The following is a 19,267-nucleotide window of genomic DNA, read 5'->3' as shown; positions in this document are numbered from 1 at the left end:
TCTAAAAGCTGCCATTTGATCTATCCCTTTTCCTTGCCCTTACCCAATAAACCACAACTGCGAGGATAAACAGTATCCCCACCATCCCATAACAGAGACTTTTGCTCCAATTTCTTTCTACGATCAATGGCTGAACACTGCCTAAAACAATGCTCCCTCCCCAAAAGTATGGCAATGCCTGCATGCGGTCATCGCCTTGTAGCATCATGAGCTTTGCCTGCCGAAGGGCTTCATCCATGGAAATGCCTGTAACCACTTGCCGGTAAAAATTCTCGGTCAGGGAATAAGTCGCACGGGAATCTATTTCCCAAAGTGTCGTGACACTCGTGGGTATACCTGCAGCCGCAAAGCCCCTAGCCAAACTAAAGACTCCCTCACCCGGTCGGTTCGCCCCGGTACCGGTATTGCATGCCGAAAGGATGATTAGTTCTGTCGGCAGCGCATCGAGTAGTTGCAGTTCGGAAACCTTCAACCTATCGTCGTGAAAATACAGATAGGCCTCCTGATTAGCCGTATCAGCCTCGGCATGGGTATATAGCACCACCATGGCATGATCCGTTATCTTGTCCATAAATCTACCTTTAGTGGCATCGCCTTGCACAAAAAACTCACAGCCCGAAAAAAATGTGTTCAACTTATTAAGGGAGAAATCGGCACCCGTCAATGTGGGGAGCTGTAGGTGAGCTTGATAGCTAACCGGGGCGAATCCCAATAGGGTGGGCTTTCCATCGAGTCCCCCGCGATGGGACTGACCAAGTAGTCCTGCAGAATAGGTGTAACTAACGGCATAATCATACAGCAAAAAGCTGCCATTAGGACACTGATCCTTTACCAGAAGGTCTACCGGTAAAAGCCTATCGTCCGGAGATACAATCAATCGCTCTTGCAAAGCCCCCAGCGGGGCTATCAGCTGTTGGTACAATTCGTACCCTAGTGAAATAAACTCGCCAAAATTCCTATTGAGCAATTCCTTCGAAGCGGCGATCTCCAAAAAACGATCTGCCCGAAGCTTATACTGCCCCATGGGAACTTTCACAAACCTGGCGTCCTCCGGATTAACTACCAGCGCATATATGTATTGCTCCCCCTGCTGATCGGCTAACCCGTTAAAGAAAGCTACATAACTTTGGCCTCCCTCCTTCAACAATTGGCGCAATATGGATAGAGGCCTTGTGGATGCACCATATTTTGCCTCCACATACTGCGGATGCTTAGACTCCAATGATTTGACAAAGGATCGGTACTGCTCGCGCAATCGACTCAACTCAGCTTGCCTCTCCGGATAGTGATCCATGCTTTCATCCATATCTGCTAGCCTTTGGGCGAGTGAAGCCACGTCAATTCTCAACTGTTTTTCCCGAGCACTCTCTGCCTCGGAAAGAAACCGGCGGGCTTCTTGGTCGTTGAGCCTATCCTGAAGCATCACCGCCCTACTCTTTTCAAAAAACAGGTAGGCAGCCGCTGCATCATTAAGCTGGAAACACACATCCAACGCTTGGGTAAAGGTCTCCTTGCCCTGTTCCCGCCAATAGAGCTTGGACTGATCGTATTCGTGGCTCCACCTAACTCGGTCAGTCGCCGCGATAAAAGCGTTGAAGTGCGAAAGCGCCGTGCGTAGATCGGTTGAATCCCCGGTGCTGTTAAATTTCAATGAAAAAGACTTGCCCAAGTCTCCTAGTAGGATTCCTGCAAGTAAGTCATTGGAATAGCCAGCTTCTTCTCCACCCAGTTCAAATCTATTAGGTACGACTCGCAAGCCGTCTAGTGCCTCCTGCAAATAAGCAATAGCCGCATCAACATCATTCTCCAACAACAGCAGCGCCAAGCTATTTAATATCCGGGGCTTTAAGTCGATGCGATTTACGCGGTCAAGGGTCTTTAACCCCTCTTCAAACACCTTCTTGGCCATTGCCGGATTACCAAGTTTATCGGAGTACAAATTCCCCAATTTCAGCAGGTTTCGGACTACCCCCTCGTAATCCTCGGCACGGGAATATCGGGCTATGGCTTCTTCATACCTGCGCTGAGCCAATTCCGGATGACCAGTTTTCCATTGGTAATGTGCCTCTACGGACCTTACCAATCCTGCCAAATCTGGATCGTCCTTCAACAAGATCCGGCTTCTTTCCAATGCTTCAGCAGCCTTTGCGTAAGTGCCGCTTTGGTCCGGCAGGGCCAAGCCTGCCTGCGCACTCTGCAGGTACAGGAGGCCCACATAACGATCCTCCACTTCAGCAGTTTGAATACCCAGCTCCGCCTTTGCCAAACAACTGGCATAGTCGCCAATATCGTAATAATACGTGGCGAGCAGTTCGTAGGTATGAATGCCTATGTATTGCTTTTCAGGGTACACATTGCTATAATGAATGCAGCTATCGGCATAGGCCCTAAATTCGGGAATCAACCCGAGCCCCAAATGAAAAAAAGCGAGGTTATAAAAGGAATTCACCACCATGGAAGGATCCTCCGAGTGTGGAAGTCTATGCGCAACCAATGCCTGCTCAAAAACCCCAAAGGCCTCATTAAACCTGCCTGCTCTTCCAAAGGAAGTGGCCAGCACGTGCGATAACTGACCGTAATAACCGCCATCGGCACCTACTTCATTCACATATTGGTTACGGAGCTCCTCCAACCGCACATTTCTTTCGTCTGCATCTGTGATGGCCATGACCTCCTGCAATGCCAATTGCCAATCGGGTTCAAGCCGCCCTTGTCCATACGAACGATTGGTATAAGCGGTCCATAGGATGATCACACCCATACCAAGTAGATACAGGTACCTGGCACCTACGCGGGCGATCATGCCCCATTGGCTTTCTGGACAAGATTCAACACCCGCCCTCCGATGATCCCTTCAGCCAGTTCGGGATGTGCCAAAAAGGCGGATTGATCGCCGTATTCTAAAAACCCTTGCTTTCCCCTACTTCTCCTGTTTACGTACAACATTTCCGGAAAACCCGATGCCAAAAATCCTGTCGTGATCGCAGCAGCGATGGATCCTCCTTGCTGATAGTTCAATTCGCCATTTTTGGTCTTCAACGGCAGTTCAAACAGGTAATGGCCATGTTCGTCCTTGTCACACGGAACCCCAAAATCCACGTAAATATTATTGCCCACTTCAAAAGGAGACACCGTAGCGTGATCCTGAGAGACAGTAACCGCTACCAATACGCCCAAGGGATGATTGACCGCCCGATCACCAAATTTTGCGGGAAAAAAGTGTGGATTGGTCAGGTCGTTCTCTTTATTGCCAGATACCGTGACAAGTAGGGTGTTGTTTTCCGCGAATGCCTGCTGTATCCCATCCCTCAGAATACTATAACTCTCATTCATATTGGCTGGAAATACCCAACTTGCCTGTATAAAATCTGCCCCATGGTACCTCGCGAAATGAATTGCCCGGTAGATGTCCTCCAAACTTCCGGTACCATTTGATTGGTGGGTTTTCAAACACATGATCTTCACCGCATAGTCCGAATCACGAAACTGATTTATGATATACGCACACATCATGGTGCCATGCAGCCTTGGATGGTCGTCGGTAATATCCAAATTTTCTGGATCTCGCAGAACCATCTTGCCGTACTCGTCTTTTACGGGCAATTCCGACTCTGAAACAAAGTTTCTTCCGTGGACTCCCTTTGCGATGTTTTCAAGGTAGTCATTGCCCTTTTCAATGGTCGGATCTTCCCACAAATACTCTGCAGGGATAAGCCCTGGGACAATTCCGGTGTCCAATACCGCAATTACGAGCTGCTTGTCCCTTCCATCATTTATCCCTCCATCCAAAGGGATAAAATCAGTGGAACGAAGCTCCGGCAATTCTCCCCCCTTACCGTCCACGCAGCATTCCTCAGTGCCAAATCTGCAGGATTTAAAGGAATATTGATAGTGAAGTATCGACGACCTCTCCGCCGGGTCTCCCTTAAAACTTACTAAACTTTCGTAAGAGGACGATTTCGTTTTTACCAACACCAGATCCTCAGGAAAATACGCACTCTCCAAAAAGATCAGATCCAGCGGATCCTGCTTACTCTTTTCCGCCCAGGTATACTGTATCTCCGCAGTTTTGATTTTCTTGGCTAGGGAAGCAGCACCCGGCTCATTCCCTAGATTCAATTTGAAATGGATCAGGTTATTGAACAAATCGGAAGAACCTCCTCCTTTTGGGTCTGGATTTTGAGTAGTAGGCATAGTAGACGGGTTTTAGGGTTATCAGGGTTGTCCCACCACTGCAGAGTAAAAGCCGAAGCGGGATGCCCATTTTGTGTTTAATTTGTGTATAATAATTATCAAATACAAATTTAATTTTTATAAAATATATTTTTTCAGTACTAACAAATACAACTAGCAGCGATATACACTTTTTGTATGGTACTTATCCAAACCGGTAGAATTTACAGAAAGAAGCCTTATTGCTTGCCCGAAAATTTCTACGTGGCTTGGGAATCTGAAAAGGCCGCTCCGTACCGGGCTTGCTCTCGGAGACTTCGACCACCCGAATAAGCAATTTCGGGTAATGCTCTCCGGGCCCACTTGCCAACTCCAACGCCAAATCCCTTTTTGGTTAATTCTTTTGCTACAGCGATATATCCATGAAGTGTCACCCGTGTTACCCCGCTTTCTACATTATTTTCGAATTTTCTGCCAATTTTTTGGTCCGGAACAATGCGCATACCTGATGGTAATTTCGATAATCCAAATCTGACGGAGCAGCATCCATGGATAGTGTAAGCACTTTGACGGAAACTGTCCACTCGGATAAGGAATCAGACGCGAGGGGCAATACAAAAATCCGCGCCCAACCTGCTGCATAGGCCGTATAAATGCGGTAGTAAACTGTTCCTCCAGGATCCACACCCGGAGCCGCAAACCATCCCTCGGCGGTCTGAAGAAACACCTTAAACTGGGCCTTGGCGTACATATCGGGATCCATAGGAATATTAAACTCGTACTTGCCTGCACTTCCAAAAAAGCCGGCTACATAGGTGTACAGCTGAATTGCTTGACAATTTCGGGAAAGGAGGACCGAAACCGGGGGCTTTAATCCATAGCGTGCGTGTTCTGTAGGGCAAAAATACATCTCCTCCATTTAGGTTTTGCGTTCAGGTTCCTGTTGCTAACCGGTCAAATTCGTGTCTATATCCTGAATTCTCTCGGGTTGTTACCCCCTATCAAAACCCTACAATTCTCTAAAACCTCTGATGTAACTCCTTTGCCCGTGGAGCGGGATTCCAACTGCCCTAGTCCTTGACAATTCCCCAAAATAAACCCCTTTGACTGAGGCACGATCGAAGGATGAACCGACTGCGTAGGAGGGCAATACAAACACATTTTTGTGGTAAAGACAGTCTTGGAACCACCCAATCCCCAAAAGTAAAATGGCTGCCACCAAAATCATTTCGATCATCGATGCTCTTACGTTCAGTCTCATGCAGTACCTGTCTCAGTTATGCCGTTATATCAAAAATTTCACAGATTGTTACCCCTTTAGGAGCCGAAAATGAAAGCTGAAAAATCCATGCGCCCAAAAAAACCACCCAAGAACCCGCTCCAAAAAACAAAAAAAAGAGGCTGCACTTTTCAGGCAGCCTGATTTACTTTTCCAATCACCGAATTCCTAACCCTTGCTACTAGGATTACAACACGACAAACGCCTCAGATTCCTTTACCCTGGTAAAAAGCGTATTTCTTCCAATTGTTCTATGCCTCCATACGGCTGCCACGCTTCCATCTACCATTTCCATCTCGGGAAAGCTGTTCCTGATTGACGCAAGCAGGAGGCTTGCCGATTGGGCACTTTCCAACAGTCCATACCGGTTTACCTCTGAATGGAACGCCATGCCCGCCATCCAGCCAAGTTGCACCAAGACACTGTGACCTGCGGATTGATGGACAATATCGTAGCCGATAAATTCAAAATCCCCCTCTAGAACCTCAAGGTCGTCCGTTAATGGGTAGATCAGAATGGCTAAGAGGCTGAACTCCGACGGCAAACCGGTGTGTTGCATTTTCTCTTCCACCATCTCATGCACAAAGTCGTTGATTTTGCCCACTAGATCACTCTGCGTATCATAGACACCCTGCAAGCCCTCAATAGGCCCGTTATAAAAGGAATCCAATGACACCAACTCTTCAACCTGATTCAACCCGGTCCAAGTTACAAACTCTCCCCACGAAAGGCCCTCCCGACTGCTCGTAGGACCAAACACTTCTCTTCCAGAAACGATCACTTTCATAACTTCCTTTTTAACGTCCAACTTCTCAGATTCCAATTTTTTCCTTTAAAGAATAGCTAACTACGTCAAATTATACAATGTTTACAACAATATTGGAAAATAAATTTTTACCATAAAACACAGAATGACAAGCTACGAACTAAGATAAATGAAACAAAAACCGACATAAGCATATTTTACAGATGTGAAAAACCAGTATAATTAAATTACATGAAACATTTTCGTGCCTTGAAAAGTCAAATAAGCTTATTTAACCTGCCTAGACCACCAAAAATGCCGCTTATGCACAGTCGATATATCCCGTCTCAGAACATCTCATTCCGACATTCAGATCAATCCAAATTCGTCAGCCTACGGTTGGAAAAAACCTTCACTTAAACTTCTTGAGCCAAGCCTCTGCTTGCACGCTTCCAGGCTCATCGCCTGAAACGATCTGCTGCAACAGAACTTTAGCCCTGGCATCGTCCGCTGCTTCGCCCCGCATCAATAGAGTGACCGCCTGAAGCATCCGTCCGTCGTTGACAAATAAATCCGGAATGCGACCATACTGCTCAAATACACGCAACGCATTGGCATAGTCTCCCATTGCGAGGTAACTGAGCCCTAGATTCCTTAATGCCTCACTATTTTCCGGATCGTCTTCCAGCATTCCCGAAAAAATACCCTCCGCAACTTCGTATTTTTTTTGATTGTAGGCTGCAATTCCTCGTTGCATCTCATCCTTCGCCTGCCCCATTGTCTGACTCAGGGTCGAATAGTTATCGGCATAATAGGTAGCAACTTCCTGATCGAGACCCTTTGATGCAGTCAGATACAGGACGTATACCCCAGCTAACACCAATAATACGGCAGCAACCCCTTTCAAAAAAGGGAGGAAATAGCCCCTCTTCGGTTCCTTATGTCTATCGAACAGCACGTATTCCCTCCCCAGCCTTTCCAATGTTTCCCGTAACGGGCCTTGTATGTCAGAGGTTCTGTAGAAAGCACGCATGTCGGTCTCTATGCGCCGGTAAATAGTAAAATCCTGTTTCAGTTCCGGATCGCTTTCCAGATTCTGCTCAAAGGTACTTCGTTCCTCTTCGGACATACCTCCTGCCAGGTACTTTTCAAAATCGCTGAACCTATCATTATCCATGAACTACCATTTTAATGCCCCATACTCCGACGAGTTCTTGACCAGCTCGACTAACCTTCCCATACACTCAGACTTCTTCTTTCTTGCATAGCCGTAGGTATAGCTTAACATCGCGGCCACTTCCTCCATGGATTTCCCCGACCAACTCAGGCGCAACAATTCCCTGCAAGCATCGCCGAGCTCCTTGATTTTTTTGTTCAGTAGGGCCATTCGCTCCTCCTCCAGCAACGTATCCTCGGCTAGACTGAAACTATCCTCTACGGGAATATATCTTTCATCCTCTTCGATTGTTACCTTCGGATTGGATTTTCTTTTTGAGAGCACATTCAGCCAACGCTTCTTGCACACCATGTAAAAATAGGCGTCAAACGGACAGGTCAACACAAAGTCTCCTTTCATAGCCCTGCGGTAAATCACCAACAAGCTCTCCTGAATAATGTCGCCGGCATCGTGCTCGGAACCGTTGTTTTTCAGAATCATCCACTTGATTTTTCCCGAATAGGTAGCGTATAGCTCTTTGAGTATTTTCTGATCGTTGTTTAGCAGGGCATCGATGTATTTTTGATCCGGATGAGCCATTTCGGAATATAATTTTTTATTTTTAAAAAGTAAAAAATTTCAATACTAATACAACTGAAAAATACAAAAAAAATCCTTCGTCCGGAATCCAATGACAGAATTTACCAAACGAAGGAACTAGTTTTTTTACAAACCGTGAAAACAGGCTAATACAAAGGGGCCAAATGGTCGGTTTCTACCATTGAGGCTTTTATTCGGGCATCACCATGGTAGGCGCTGCTGTTAACTTCCTTTTTTCAAAGAAATTATTCAGCCCAAAAGCCATGACCACTACAAAACAAACAACTGGTACCCAATAAGATAGACCGATACTACCGGTCGCATCTGAAACCTGACCTTGAATGGCTGTGATCACCGCACCTCCTAATATTGCCATGATCAGTCCCGAACCTCCAAGCTTGGTATCATTGCCCAACCCTACAGCAGAAAGGCCGTAAATCGTTGGAAACATCAACGACATGCACACCGAGACCATCACCAATGAAATCACGCCGGTCATACCGCTGGAGTAAATGACCATCAGGCTACATGCGGTAGCGGCCAACGCCGAGGCAGCTAACAGCAACGAAGGCTTCACATATTTCATCAATGCAGTGAAGACAAATCTGCTGACTGCAAACAACACGAGTGACAACAAATAATAGTCCGAAGCATCACTTTCATTCATGTCCAATTCCACCATCACATATCGGATGGTAAAGGACCATACTCCGATCTGAGCACCCACGTAAAAAAACTGGGCCATCACTCCCAGGGTGTAATTTCGGTTTTTTAGCAGCCTACGGAATCCGGAAATGACACCGTCCTTTTCCACGGTTTCAGAAGCAACGGGCATCCGTACTGCCTTGATAACAAACCAAACCAACACCAAAAACATCGCCACGCCGACGTAGGTACCCATGACACCCGCCAACTCCTCAGCCTGAATGGCCTTTAAACTTTCAGGATCCATGGACGTACGGTCAGCCGCCTCGGCGGTATTCAGTTTGGAAAGTATAAAAACCTTACTCAGGTAAACCCCAAGAATAGATCCTATAGGATTGAAGGACTGGGCTAAATTCAGTCGCTGCGTGGCGGTCTCCTGGGGTCCGATTACCAGAATGTAAGGATTGGCTGCGGTTTCTAATACAGACAGGCCCCCAGCCAACACGTAAAGCGCAAACAAGAAAAACCCATAAGACATCAACACACTTGCGGGATAAAACAATAGTGCACCAATCGCAAATAGCCCCAAACCAAGTAGAATTCCCGACTTATACGTATACTTCCGGATGAACAGGGCTGCTGGCAAAGCCAAGCAGAAATACGAACCGTAGAAAGCCAACTGTATCCAAGAAGTCTGAAAATCAGTCATGCTCATGATTCGCTTAAACGCCGCCAACAGCGTATCGGTCATATTATGCGCTACGCCCCAAAGGGCAAACAGCATGGTAAGGAGCAAAAAAGGCCAAAAGTCCCTTTTAGAAATCAAAGCGGCTTTTGCAGGGTTGGTGGATTGTGGCATTTGAATAGGAAGGTTATATGGTTTATAGAAAGCTAAAATCAGGTAGGAGCTCGGCCTCCTTCATGGCCTCCCAAAATGAAGCAGGAAGGGGATATTGGGTGGCATGAAAATTTTCCATAAGACGGGTTTCATCTGCGGTGCTAAGGGCCACACTGTGTATGCCCGGTACGGACATTCCAAATTGAATACACGCATGGGACGGCTTCACTCCATGCTGTTCACAAAGGAGGTGAAACCGGTGTCTCCATGCCAGCTTCTTGGCATCGGTTGGTTTTGCAGGGTCTAAGAGTTGGTAATTGTACCGATCTCCACCAACCAAAAACCCCCCATTAAAAACGGCTGCATTGATCACTGCCACGCCATCGTGATGGAGCTTCGCAATAAACCCTAGCAGCTCAGGGGGGTGCTGATAAATCGTGAGGCTATTAGCAACCATCACCCAGTCCAGGCGTACGTGGCGATAAATCTCAGGGATCACTTTCCAGTCTTTGGCGCCTACCCCGATGCCTGCTACACGACCCTCACGCTTGAGGTTTTCCAAGGCTCGGTACGCCTCCAAGATATCCTCAAATCGCCGCTTTCTGTCAGATTCACTGCGCGCAGCATCCAAATACTCATCCGGATCATGCACGCTGACCAACTGAGGCACATAGTGCTTTAGCAGCGTATTGCCTTCCTCGAAACATTCGAGGATGCCATCGTAACTTATTTTCTGTACCGCATCGTTTTTGATGCCTTTCCATATACCCGGCTCAAAAGTGGGTTCCGAACCCTTCAACGGGGAACGTACCCAGCCAAGCTTATTGCTGATAACTACCTCATCCGGGCCAACACCCAGCTGATGCAGGCAGTTACCGATCACCTCCAATGCCAATCCGGCACCATACTTACCAGCCGTATCAAACACGGTGTGCTTGCCGCCTAGCGCTAGGCATTGACGAATGATTTCCAGCTTTTGTTGAAAGGGCATCTCCCGGTACAAGTTGCCCAGGTCGCTACTTCCAAATACCATACGCGGCATTTGTAGTCCTGTATTACCAAAGGGAAACAGTGGTATCTTTGCCTTATTCTCCATCACCAAATCAGCGGGCTGAGGTCAACGATTGCTTCGTTTGCCAAAATGCCGGTCTCGTTCAAACGTATCCAGATGACGGTGCTTCTTGGTATCGTAAATATCCGCTATCGTCAACAGAATTCCGGTTTCTTCCACCGCGCCAAACTCATAATTCATACTCGTGCCAAAGGTCTTCATCGTTGAAGACAGGTTCATGTAGGTGTTTATCAAGGGAGGTATATTTTCACCAAGTGCACGGACTTTTGAATTGAGCAGCTTATAACCTTCTTTATAGGACAGGCTATCAAACATCCCAGTGATGCGTGTCACGTCTCCTTTGTAACCCAATAGATCAATCGGCTCTACCAGTCGCTCCCGATCGGGAAAATAATGATTCATAAAGTAAATCAGCAAATCACGCGCCTCGGCGTGGTAGTGCGGGTACATGGTCACTTTGCCAAATAGGTATTTAACGTCCGGATTCAACATCACCACAGCTCCCAAGCCGTCCCAGAGATTATCAAGCGAAAACAGTCCCCTCCGGTTATCTATGCTCGGTTGATAGTTAGGCTGTACCCAGGATCTGCCCAACTCAATCGTGTAGGGCAAATAGTCTGTTTTGAATTTTTTCGAAAAACGAAAAAGGTGGGCCGTGGAAAGATTGATTTCCCCGTTTTTATCGTGACCTGCATCCGAACATTTGATCAGCCGATATCCAGCAATGATTTCTTGGTCCTGAGGATTCCATGCTAGCAGTTGTTGATAGCAGTTTTCGCAGGTATCGTTTTCATCTACGTCTAAAGGAAGTCCAGTCCCCCCGCCCGCTGACCGAAAGGAGATCTCCCGAAGGCGTCCGATCTCCCGCATCACGTTCGGGGCATTGTGATGATTGACCAGGTAAATTTCGTTTTCTCCGTTATTTACATACCGTAAAAACCTATCTGGTGTAAGTTCCTTATTTATAAGTGCTCTATCTACCGGAGCTATAATCTCTTGCATAGATGTCATTTATCTAGGGCCATATCGTAAACCTTGTTTTTAACCACTTCTGCCCAGTACCTGTCGCTTTTAGAATCATCAAAATACTGGTAAGAAATGGGTTTTCCTACATGGACGGAAATTTTTTTATTTCTCTGACCAAACATCTCATCGGCCAAGTAAAACATCTCTACGTTGGCCTTAACCCCCATTTTCTTTCGAAAATTTGCCAGTCCGTAAAAAAAAGACGAGTTCTTGCCATCCATGTATACCGGAACGACATCCTTTTTATATTTTTTGGATTTGCTGATGAAGCTTTTTTTCCATTCTAAATCCTTGATGCCCGACTCCTGCTTTCGTGATACCAACCCGGCAGGAAAAATCAAGACAGCCTCCTCGGAAGCATACGTATGTTCAATGCGTTCCACACCACGCTTTCCATGCCCGCCATGCTTGTTTACAGGCACGAAAAGCCCCTCAAAATTGGGTATGTTCAGCAGAATGTCATTGACTAAAAACTTCAAGTCCTTTCTGTACTTTCCAAGGGCATGCATGAGTACAATCCCATCCAATCCACCTAGCGGGTGGTTCGATGCAAATATCACCGGTCGGTCAAGCGGGATGTTTTCCGCACCCTGCAAAACCACCTCCACACCAAACTCATCCACGAGTGCATCCACGAAATCCAAGCCGCGCAGGTTTCCATGCTTGGCCATAATCTCATTTATATCCTTCTCATGGGCGATCCGTTTAATATAGGAAAGCACAAAGCCAGGCATCCACTTGAGCAGAGCGGGATTCTTATCCCCAATTACCTTCTGAATGTCTATAAACTTTTTATTATCCTCCACGACGGAACGGTTTCAATAACACCTGATTGTCCAAACCCGATGTACAAACAATTGATTGACAACCTACTAACTTAGCATATCAACTCAATGGTCAACTGCATTAGGGTGAAATGGTGAGAATTAGTCGGACAAAAATAGAAAAAAATAGCATATGGACGGCCTTTTTAGGCAAGTCAGGCCGAATTTCCCCGCCAACCTAGTCGATGCCCACCTACCGGTTTTTTGTGACCGATTCGCCTATCATCACGCCCCCCCCTTCGCACCAAATGACCGTGCTCGGAATCGCCTTCTAATTTGAAATATTGGTATCCTAAACGAACAATAAACGGAAATCTCCAGTTAGTACCCCTAAACAACCCTTTAAACCCTTGCCCATATGAATGCAGTTATCACCGGATGCACCTCTGGCATAGGTGCTGAAACGGTCAAAGGCCTCAGTACCCAATGTCAACGCCTATTTTTATTGGTAAGAAACGAAAAGAAAGCAAGCATTTTGTTGGGAGAACTCCCTAAAGACCTTCCAAGAGACCGATTCGAAGTGGTTTATTGCGACTTAGAGGACCTAAAATCTGTCGCCGCAGCCGCTGATTACATAGGAGGAAAAATTGCCACATTGGATCTATTGATCAATAACGCCGGAGGTATATTTCCAGAGGGGACCATTACCCGTGATGGGTTTGAAACCACCTTCCAAGTAAACCACCTTGGACACTTCCTATTGACCCAAAAAATAATGCCGCTCCTTTTGAATGCGAAAAATCCGCGCATCATCAATGTCAGTTCAGAAGCTCATCGGGCTGCAAATCCTAAGCTGAACCAAGTGAATACCGCGAAAAACTACAGTTCCTTTCCAGCTTATGCCAACGCAAAACTGTACAATATCCTCTTTTCCAAATCGCTTCAGGAAAAATACGCCCACGAAGGACTAGGTGCCTACTCCCTGCATCCTGGTGTGGTCAAGACCAATTTTGGTGGTCAGTTTACCGGCGCTTTCAGGTGGTTGATCAAACTTTCCCAGCCATTTATGATCTCAGCAGAAGCAGGGGCTCGAACCACCCTTTACCTGGCCAACTCCCCACTTAAGGATGAATGGAATGGTGCCTATTTCAATAAAAGCAAACCCTCTAAGCCTTCCAAACTGGCCCATTCAAAAAAACTACGGGATGACCTATGGGAAAAAAGCACCAACTGGGTTGCAGACTTTTTATGACATCGAAAAAAAATCACTACCTTGCAAGGGCTGCCACTTCTGCCATTGGATAGAGGCACCTTCTAATCCGATCCGAAGCTAAATTAGATTCGTACATACGATACTTTTTATCTCAAAATGATTAAAAACATAATCTTTGCATGGCTAATACTTTGCTACGTAACCCCTGGGAAACTATGGGCACAGAATCTGGAACTGGAAGCGGTGCTGGATATGGCCATGGAAAACAACCCCTTACTCAAGCAGGTTGAAAATCAGCGTATCATTAGCGTTAATGAGGTAAAATCAGCTCTCTCGGGCTGGATGCCACAGGTTGGAATGGCAGGAGATTACAACCGGTATTTTAGCCAACCAGTAGCTATTTTTCCGGATTTCAACAACCCTGAGTCAGGTGAATTTCAGGAGGTAAGAACGGGCGTTCCATTTAATTCGAGTCTGCGCTTTTCAGCAGATCAGCCAATCATCGACAACGAATTGATCCGGAGCCTTCAGCAATCGGACGATCAAAAAAAACAGGCCGATCAATTGCTGCAAGAATTAAAAACCAACCTGACAGTTGCGGTTACCCAGATGTTTTATGAAGTCTTGTTGGCTCAAGAGCAAGTCAGCCTTACCCAAGAGGACCTACGCCGTCAGCAAAAGCAGCTTACCGATGCCCAGCTGCTCTATGAAGCCGGACTGACAGACCAGATTGACCTAAAACGGGCAGAGATGACGCTTCAAAATACGCAAGCTGCCTTGTACCAATATCAACAAGATATTGAAATCCGCAAAGCCCAACTTAATGAGCTGCTGGGCAGACCTGGTTCTGCCGATCTCACCCTATACGCACCCTACGAGCAGCTTTTACAGGAAATCCACATAGACACGTTACAAGGATTCGTTCCAGAACAACGCATTGAATTTCGATTGCTACAGACCCAAGTCGCCCTACAGGATGCGGAATTAAGCTACGAGAAGCGGAGGTTCTTACCCTCGCTGTCGGCTTTTTATAACTACAACCTTTTGTTCTTAAGCCCCATCGGAAACACGCTGTACCAACAAGCCTATCCATTTTCCCTCATAGGCCTGCGATTGTCATACCCAATCTTTCAGGGAGGTCGAAGGAGACATGACTACAAGATAGCCGCATTGAAGCGGCAGAACCTGGAATTGGAGAAGAACGCGCTTTCCAACACCATCAGTACCGAGCTGCAAGAGGCGCTAAGCAACTACAAAAAACAGCTGTACCAGTTCAAAACCCAAGAAGGCAACAAACAGCTTGCCGAAGAAATCTACGAGATCATCAGCCTACAATATCAAGAGGGAATCAAAAATTTCCTAGAGCTAATAGTAGCAGAAACCGATTTACGTACTGCGAGAATCAACTATTACCGCTCCTTGTTCGGCGTGCTGACCAGTAAGACCTCCCTGCAACGGGCCAGAGGCGAAATCCAATCAGAACCATGATTCAGACATCAAAAATACCAGCGATATTTTTATGCCTGCTGGGCATAGTAAGCTGCACCCAAGAAACGGTACGAGAAAATCCCCTGACCACGGTCACCGTCGATTTGGTAAAACTGGAATCCGTAACCAATGAACAAACCTATCCAGGGACAGTCGTCGCACTAAAGGAGGTGGAGCTTCGTGCAGATGTGGCTGGGTATGTAATAGACATTCCGGTAAAAGACGGACAACAAGTGAGAAAAGGCCAGGTACTGTACCGGATAGATCAAACCCGATACACAGCCTCTCTCGATCAGGCCAGCTCACGGTTACGGATAGCACAGGCCAACCATCAACGAATTCAGCGCGACGTATCAAGATACGAGCGCCTAAGGGAGGGTAACGCCGTGGCTGCTCAAATCTATGATGATGCGCTCACGTTACTCAATAACGCGGAGCAGGAATTAATCAGCGCAAAAGCAGAAGTGGAAAGCGCCCAGGTGAATCTTGACTATGCAACCATACGGGCGCCCTTTGATGGTACCATTGGGTTTTCATCGGTAAGATTGGGAGCGTTGGTAAATCCTGGACAAACCGCTTTGAATGTGATCAGCTCAAATGATCCCATCGGGCTGGACTTCTTTGCAGACGAAAGATCCCTACCGCTCTTTTTAGAAATGCAAAAAAATGAAGAGCTGACCATGAGGGATTCGGTATTCCGGCTCACCATGGCAAATGGTAACGAATACCCCCTTCCCGGAAAAATTGAGATTATCGATAGGGCGGTAGATCCGGGCACGGGTACGATTCAGATTCGCCTTAGCTTTCCGAACCCGGACGGTACGCTCAAACCCGGTATGAGCAATAGGCTAACGGTGCATATACCCGTGGCCGGGCAAAAACTGACGGTACCCAACAGTGCCTTGGTGGAGCGGCTGGGAGAGACCTATGTTTTTGTGGCGGAAGAGGGCGAGGCGAGGCAACAAAGGGTACAAACAGGCATCAAATCGAACGGACGGATCGTGGTAGAAGACGGCCTTTCAGAAGGGCAACAAGTGGTTGTTGCAGGCATTCAACGTCTCTCAGAAGGGGATCCCATACAGATTAAAAAGGAGGCTAATCCATGATTTCAGCCTTTTTTATTGACCGGCCAAATGCGGCCATTGTGCTTTCCCTACTCATCCTGTTATTGGGCACATTGGCGATTGTGAACCTTCCTGTTTCCCAATATCCAAGAATTACACCTCCGGTGATCCAAGTGTCTGCCACCTACACAGGTGCAGATGCGGAAACCATCGAACGGACCGTGGCAACCCCGCTGGAAACACAGATAAACGGTACGCCCGGTATGGCATATATGGAAAGCACCAGCAGCAACGAAGGGAGGCTTACGATAAGCATTACCTTTGAGGTGGGCACCGATATCAACGCCGCAGCGGTCGAGGTTCAAAACCGGATAAATATCGCGGAACCACTGTTACCGGAAGAGGTTAGGCGTTTGGGTGTCACCATACGCCAGCGAAATCCAAGCTTACTCCTCATTGTTTCCCTGTTTTCGCCAGAGGGGAGCCACGGAATTGATTTTCTAAACAATTACGCCAATATCTATGTAAAGGACGAATTGTTGCGTGTCCCCGGTATAGGGGATATTTTTACCAGGGCGCAAGACTTTAGCATGCGGATATGGCTCCAGCCAGATAAGCTGTTTCAATTGGGGATTACTGCCAGTGAAATCACCAACGCCCTGAGGCAGCAAAACATTCAAGTGGCCGCCGGTTCGATCGGCACCCCGCCACAGCAGTCATACCAAGCATTTGAATACACGCTATTTACCAACGGAAGACTGCAAACGGAGAAGGAATTTGAAAATGTCATTCTCAAGGTGTCGGAAGAAGATGGCCGCATTGTATACCTGAAAGATGTGGCAAGAGTGGAACTTGGTAGGTTTGACTACAGCGTCAACAATTTTACGGACAAAAAGCCGGCAGCCTACCTGATTGTGTTTCAGACGCCTGACAGCAATATCCTTGACGTGGAAGAAGGCATTATCGAAACAATGGAAAGACTTAAAGCGTCCTTTCCAAAAGACATCGACTACGTAATCCCTTTTGAATCGGCTTCGGTAGTACGGGTTTCCATAGGAGAAGTGATCGAAACATTGATCTTGGCGCTCTTGCTCGTATCCTTTGTAGTGTACCTATTTCTCCAGAACTGGCGCAGTACCCTCATCCCCATTCTGATAATTCCGGTCTCCATCATCGGGACTTTTGCCTTGTTCTTGCCATTTGGATTTTCCATCAATAACCTGACGCTATTCGGGTTTGTATTGGCGATAGGCATTGTGGTAGACGATGCCATTGTAGTCGTGGAAGCTACGATGGCTTATATGGAGCGCGAGGGGCTATCTGCCAAAGAAGCCGTCAAAAAAGCCATGGGAGATATTGCGGGGCCGGTCGTGGCAATGTCGCTGATAGTAGCCGCCGTATTCATACCTGTAGGGTTTATTCCCGGAATCGTCGGCCGACTCTACCAGCAATTTGCGATGGCTGTGGCGGCATCGGGGCTCATATCCGGTTTTGTGGCGCTTTCCTTGACCCCAGCCCTATGTTCCCTCATCCTAAAGCCCTCGTCAATAAACGAAAAGTCGCGAGGCATTAATCGTTTTTTCAATTGGTTTAACCGGAAGTTTGATGCAGCCAACAACCGCTATGAAAAGCTGGTGGGTGACAGCTACGGCTACACGGTCCCTTTTATGATTGGCTTGGCTTTGTTGGGAGGGCTCACTTGGTTTCTTTTTCAACAAAAACCCACGGGCTTTATACCCAACGAAGACGAAGGGCGGCTCTTTGTCACCTATCAGCTACCAGAAGGTGCCTCGACAGCGCGCAGCCTGGAAACCATCCAACGGCTCATGGAAATTCTTGGCGAAGAGAAAGACATTTATCACTTTACGGCGGTGACCGGACTCAATGCCGTGAACTTTTCGAGCAAATCGAACAGTGGCACCGTCTTCTGCCAACTGAAACCCTGGAGTGAACGCAAGGGTGATGGGCAGGGAGCATTCGAAATCCGGGATCGGCTTTTGAAAGAACTCGCCGAAAAGCTCCCGGAGGCTTCCATTGTGATTGTAGCCCCTGCAGCGATCCCCGGCCTAGGCAGCACTTCAGGCTTTAGTGTGGTATTGCAGGAAATGGAAGGAATTCTTAGCGTTCAGGAATTTGAAGCCGAACTAAAGGAGTTCGTAGGACAGCTTAACCAGTCTGAGGAAATTGCCAACGCGTTTAGCTTTTTCAGTGCGACTACACCTGCCTATAAGGTAAACTTGGATAGGGAGAAAGCCGCCCGGCAGGGGGTGAATATTGGCGAGGCTTTTGCAACACTGCAAACGTTCCTTGGAAGTATCTATGTCAATGATTTTATCCTGTATGGAAGAAATTTCCGTGTGGTGGCCCAAGCGGACACCATGTATCGCGAAAGCCTACAGTCGCTAAATAGCTTTTTTGTTAGAAATAATCAGGGAAAGATGACGCCGATCAGCAGCTTGGTGGAGACGGAACTGGTGGAAAACGCACCCTTGATCAGCCATTTCAACCTATTCCGCTCGGCGACGGTCAATGGGGATGCCGCAAATGGCTACAGTTCCGGACAAGCCATTGAGCGAATCCGAGAAGTTGCTTCCCGTCTGCCGGCAGGCTTTTCAATCGATTTCTCCGGAATCAGCCGGGAGGAAATCAAATCAGGCGGTAGCACCCTGATAATCTTCCTTTTGTCTATCGTTTTCGTCTTTCTTTGCCTTACCGCTTTGTATGAAAGTTGGTCCGTGCCCTTTTCGGTGTTGCTTGCGGTCCCTTCGGGTGTCTTTGGAGCGATGGTTACACTTTCGCTATTCCCTTCCCTGACGAACAACGTCTATGCGCAGATTGGCTTGCTCACCCTGGTGGCCCTCGCCGCCAAAAACGCTATTCTGATCGTAGAATACGCAAAGGAACGTGTAGACAGAGGAATGTCTATCAAAAAGGCGGCTACCATCGCAGCCAAACTGCGCCTGCGACCCATCCTAATGACCTCCTTTGCCTTCATCTTGGGGGTAGTACCTTTGGCTTTTGCCGGGGGAGCAGGATCTGTGGCTAGACAGACAATCGGATGGACCGTACTGGGAGGCATGCTGACGGCTACTTTTTTCACCATTTCATTGGTTCCCATCTTGTTCGTATTGATCACCAAAATGGCTTATTCAAAAGAAGAGCTACGTAGACTTAAATCCGGTAGTTCAACTAACGAAGAATAAG

At 47.3% G+C, this 19,267-nt stretch carries 15 protein-coding genes; 4 read left to right on the top strand and 11 right to left on the bottom strand.

Annotated elements, in window-relative coordinates; genetic code table 11:
* Position 1: 1 nt before the first annotated feature.
* The 11 genes from IAQ59_RS10865 to glsA all read right to left on the bottom strand — a co-directional run bounded on the left by IAQ59_RS10865 (position 2) and on the right by glsA (position 12,340).
* On the bottom strand, positions 2-2,803 hold the full coding sequence (locus tag IAQ59_RS10865; RefSeq protein WP_209330827.1) for a CHAT domain-containing protein: 2,802 nt from the start codon (positions 2,801-2,803) through the stop codon (positions 2-4).
* Complete coding sequence (locus IAQ59_RS10860) at positions 2,800-4,194, bottom strand: S8 family serine peptidase (RefSeq protein ID WP_209330826.1); 1,395 nt, start codon at positions 4,192-4,194, stop codon at positions 2,800-2,802. Before IAQ59_RS10860 ends, IAQ59_RS10865 begins: the two co-directional genes overlap by 4 nt.
* A 430-nt stretch (positions 4,195-4,624) precedes the next feature.
* The gene (locus tag IAQ59_RS10855; RefSeq protein ID WP_209330825.1) at positions 4,625-5,083 is read right to left on the bottom strand and encodes a hypothetical protein; all 459 of its coding nucleotides are present in this window, start codon (positions 5,081-5,083) and stop codon (positions 4,625-4,627) included.
* A 99-nt stretch (positions 5,084-5,182) separates the two neighbouring features.
* Positions 5,183-5,434: a hypothetical protein gene (locus tag IAQ59_RS10850; protein ID WP_209330824.1), complete on the bottom strand. Its 252-nt coding sequence runs from the start codon at positions 5,432-5,434 to the stop codon at positions 5,183-5,185.
* Between the two features lie 205 nt (positions 5,435-5,639).
* A complete protein-coding gene (locus tag IAQ59_RS10845) occupies positions 5,640-6,239 on the bottom strand; it encodes a hypothetical protein (protein ID WP_209330823.1) in 600 nt (199 codons plus the stop codon).
* Between the two features lie 370 nt (positions 6,240-6,609).
* Positions 6,610-7,374, bottom strand: a complete 765-nt coding sequence (locus IAQ59_RS10840; protein WP_209330822.1) for a tetratricopeptide repeat protein — start codon at positions 7,372-7,374, stop codon at positions 6,610-6,612.
* 3 nt (positions 7,375-7,377) lie between these two features.
* The gene (locus tag IAQ59_RS10835) at positions 7,378-7,953 is read right to left on the bottom strand and encodes an RNA polymerase sigma factor (RefSeq protein ID WP_209330821.1); all 576 of its coding nucleotides are present in this window, start codon (positions 7,951-7,953) and stop codon (positions 7,378-7,380) included.
* Between the two features lie 190 nt (positions 7,954-8,143).
* The gene (gene fucP, locus IAQ59_RS10830) at positions 8,144-9,457 is read right to left on the bottom strand and encodes an L-fucose:H+ symporter permease (RefSeq protein ID WP_209330820.1); all 1,314 of its coding nucleotides are present in this window, start codon (positions 9,455-9,457) and stop codon (positions 8,144-8,146) included.
* Between the two features lie 22 nt (positions 9,458-9,479).
* Positions 9,480-10,469 carry an aldo/keto reductase gene (locus IAQ59_RS10825; RefSeq protein ID WP_245189543.1) on the bottom strand — a complete coding sequence of 330 codons (990 nt, stop codon included), beginning with the start codon at positions 10,467-10,469 and terminating at the stop codon, positions 9,480-9,482.
* An 84-nt stretch (positions 10,470-10,553) separates the two neighbouring features.
* A complete protein-coding gene (glsB, locus tag IAQ59_RS10820; RefSeq protein ID WP_209330818.1) occupies positions 10,554-11,510 on the bottom strand; it encodes a glycine N(alpha)-acyltransferase GlsB in 957 nt (318 codons plus the stop codon).
* Positions 11,511-11,515: 5 nt separating this feature from the next.
* Complete coding sequence (gene glsA / locus IAQ59_RS10815) at positions 11,516-12,340, bottom strand: lyso-glycine lipid O-acyltransferase GlsA (protein ID WP_209330817.1); 825 nt, start codon at positions 12,338-12,340, stop codon at positions 11,516-11,518.
* A 376-nt stretch (positions 12,341-12,716) separates the two neighbouring features.
* Between glsA and IAQ59_RS10810 the strand changes: the two genes are divergently transcribed.
* From IAQ59_RS10810 to IAQ59_RS10795, 4 genes are all read left to right on the top strand, one after another.
* Positions 12,717-13,550 carry an SDR family NAD(P)-dependent oxidoreductase gene (locus tag IAQ59_RS10810; RefSeq protein WP_209330816.1) on the top strand — a complete coding sequence of 278 codons (834 nt, stop codon included), beginning with the start codon at positions 12,717-12,719 and terminating at the stop codon, positions 13,548-13,550.
* A gap of 117 nt (positions 13,551-13,667) precedes the next feature.
* Positions 13,668-14,999 carry a TolC family protein gene (locus tag IAQ59_RS10805; RefSeq protein ID WP_209330815.1) on the top strand — a complete coding sequence of 444 codons (1,332 nt, stop codon included), beginning with the start codon at positions 13,668-13,670 and terminating at the stop codon, positions 14,997-14,999.
* Positions 14,996-16,105, top strand: a complete 1,110-nt coding sequence (locus IAQ59_RS10800) for an efflux RND transporter periplasmic adaptor subunit (protein WP_209330814.1) — start codon at positions 14,996-14,998, stop codon at positions 16,103-16,105. Before IAQ59_RS10805 ends, IAQ59_RS10800 begins: the two co-directional genes overlap by 4 nt.
* Positions 16,102-19,266: an efflux RND transporter permease subunit gene (locus tag IAQ59_RS10795; RefSeq protein WP_209330813.1), complete on the top strand. Its 3,165-nt coding sequence runs from the start codon at positions 16,102-16,104 to the stop codon at positions 19,264-19,266. The genes IAQ59_RS10800 and IAQ59_RS10795 overlap by 4 nt, the downstream gene beginning before the upstream one ends.
* The last annotated feature ends 1 nt before the right edge of the window (position 19,267 follow it).

Source organism: Lunatimonas salinarum (assembly GCF_017811155.1).
Taxonomy (GTDB): Bacteria; Bacteroidota; Bacteroidia; order Cytophagales; family Cyclobacteriaceae; genus Lunatimonas; species Lunatimonas salinarum.
The sequence above is the reverse complement of the archived record's forward strand: the minus strand, read 5'-3'. Positions and strand labels throughout refer to the sequence as shown.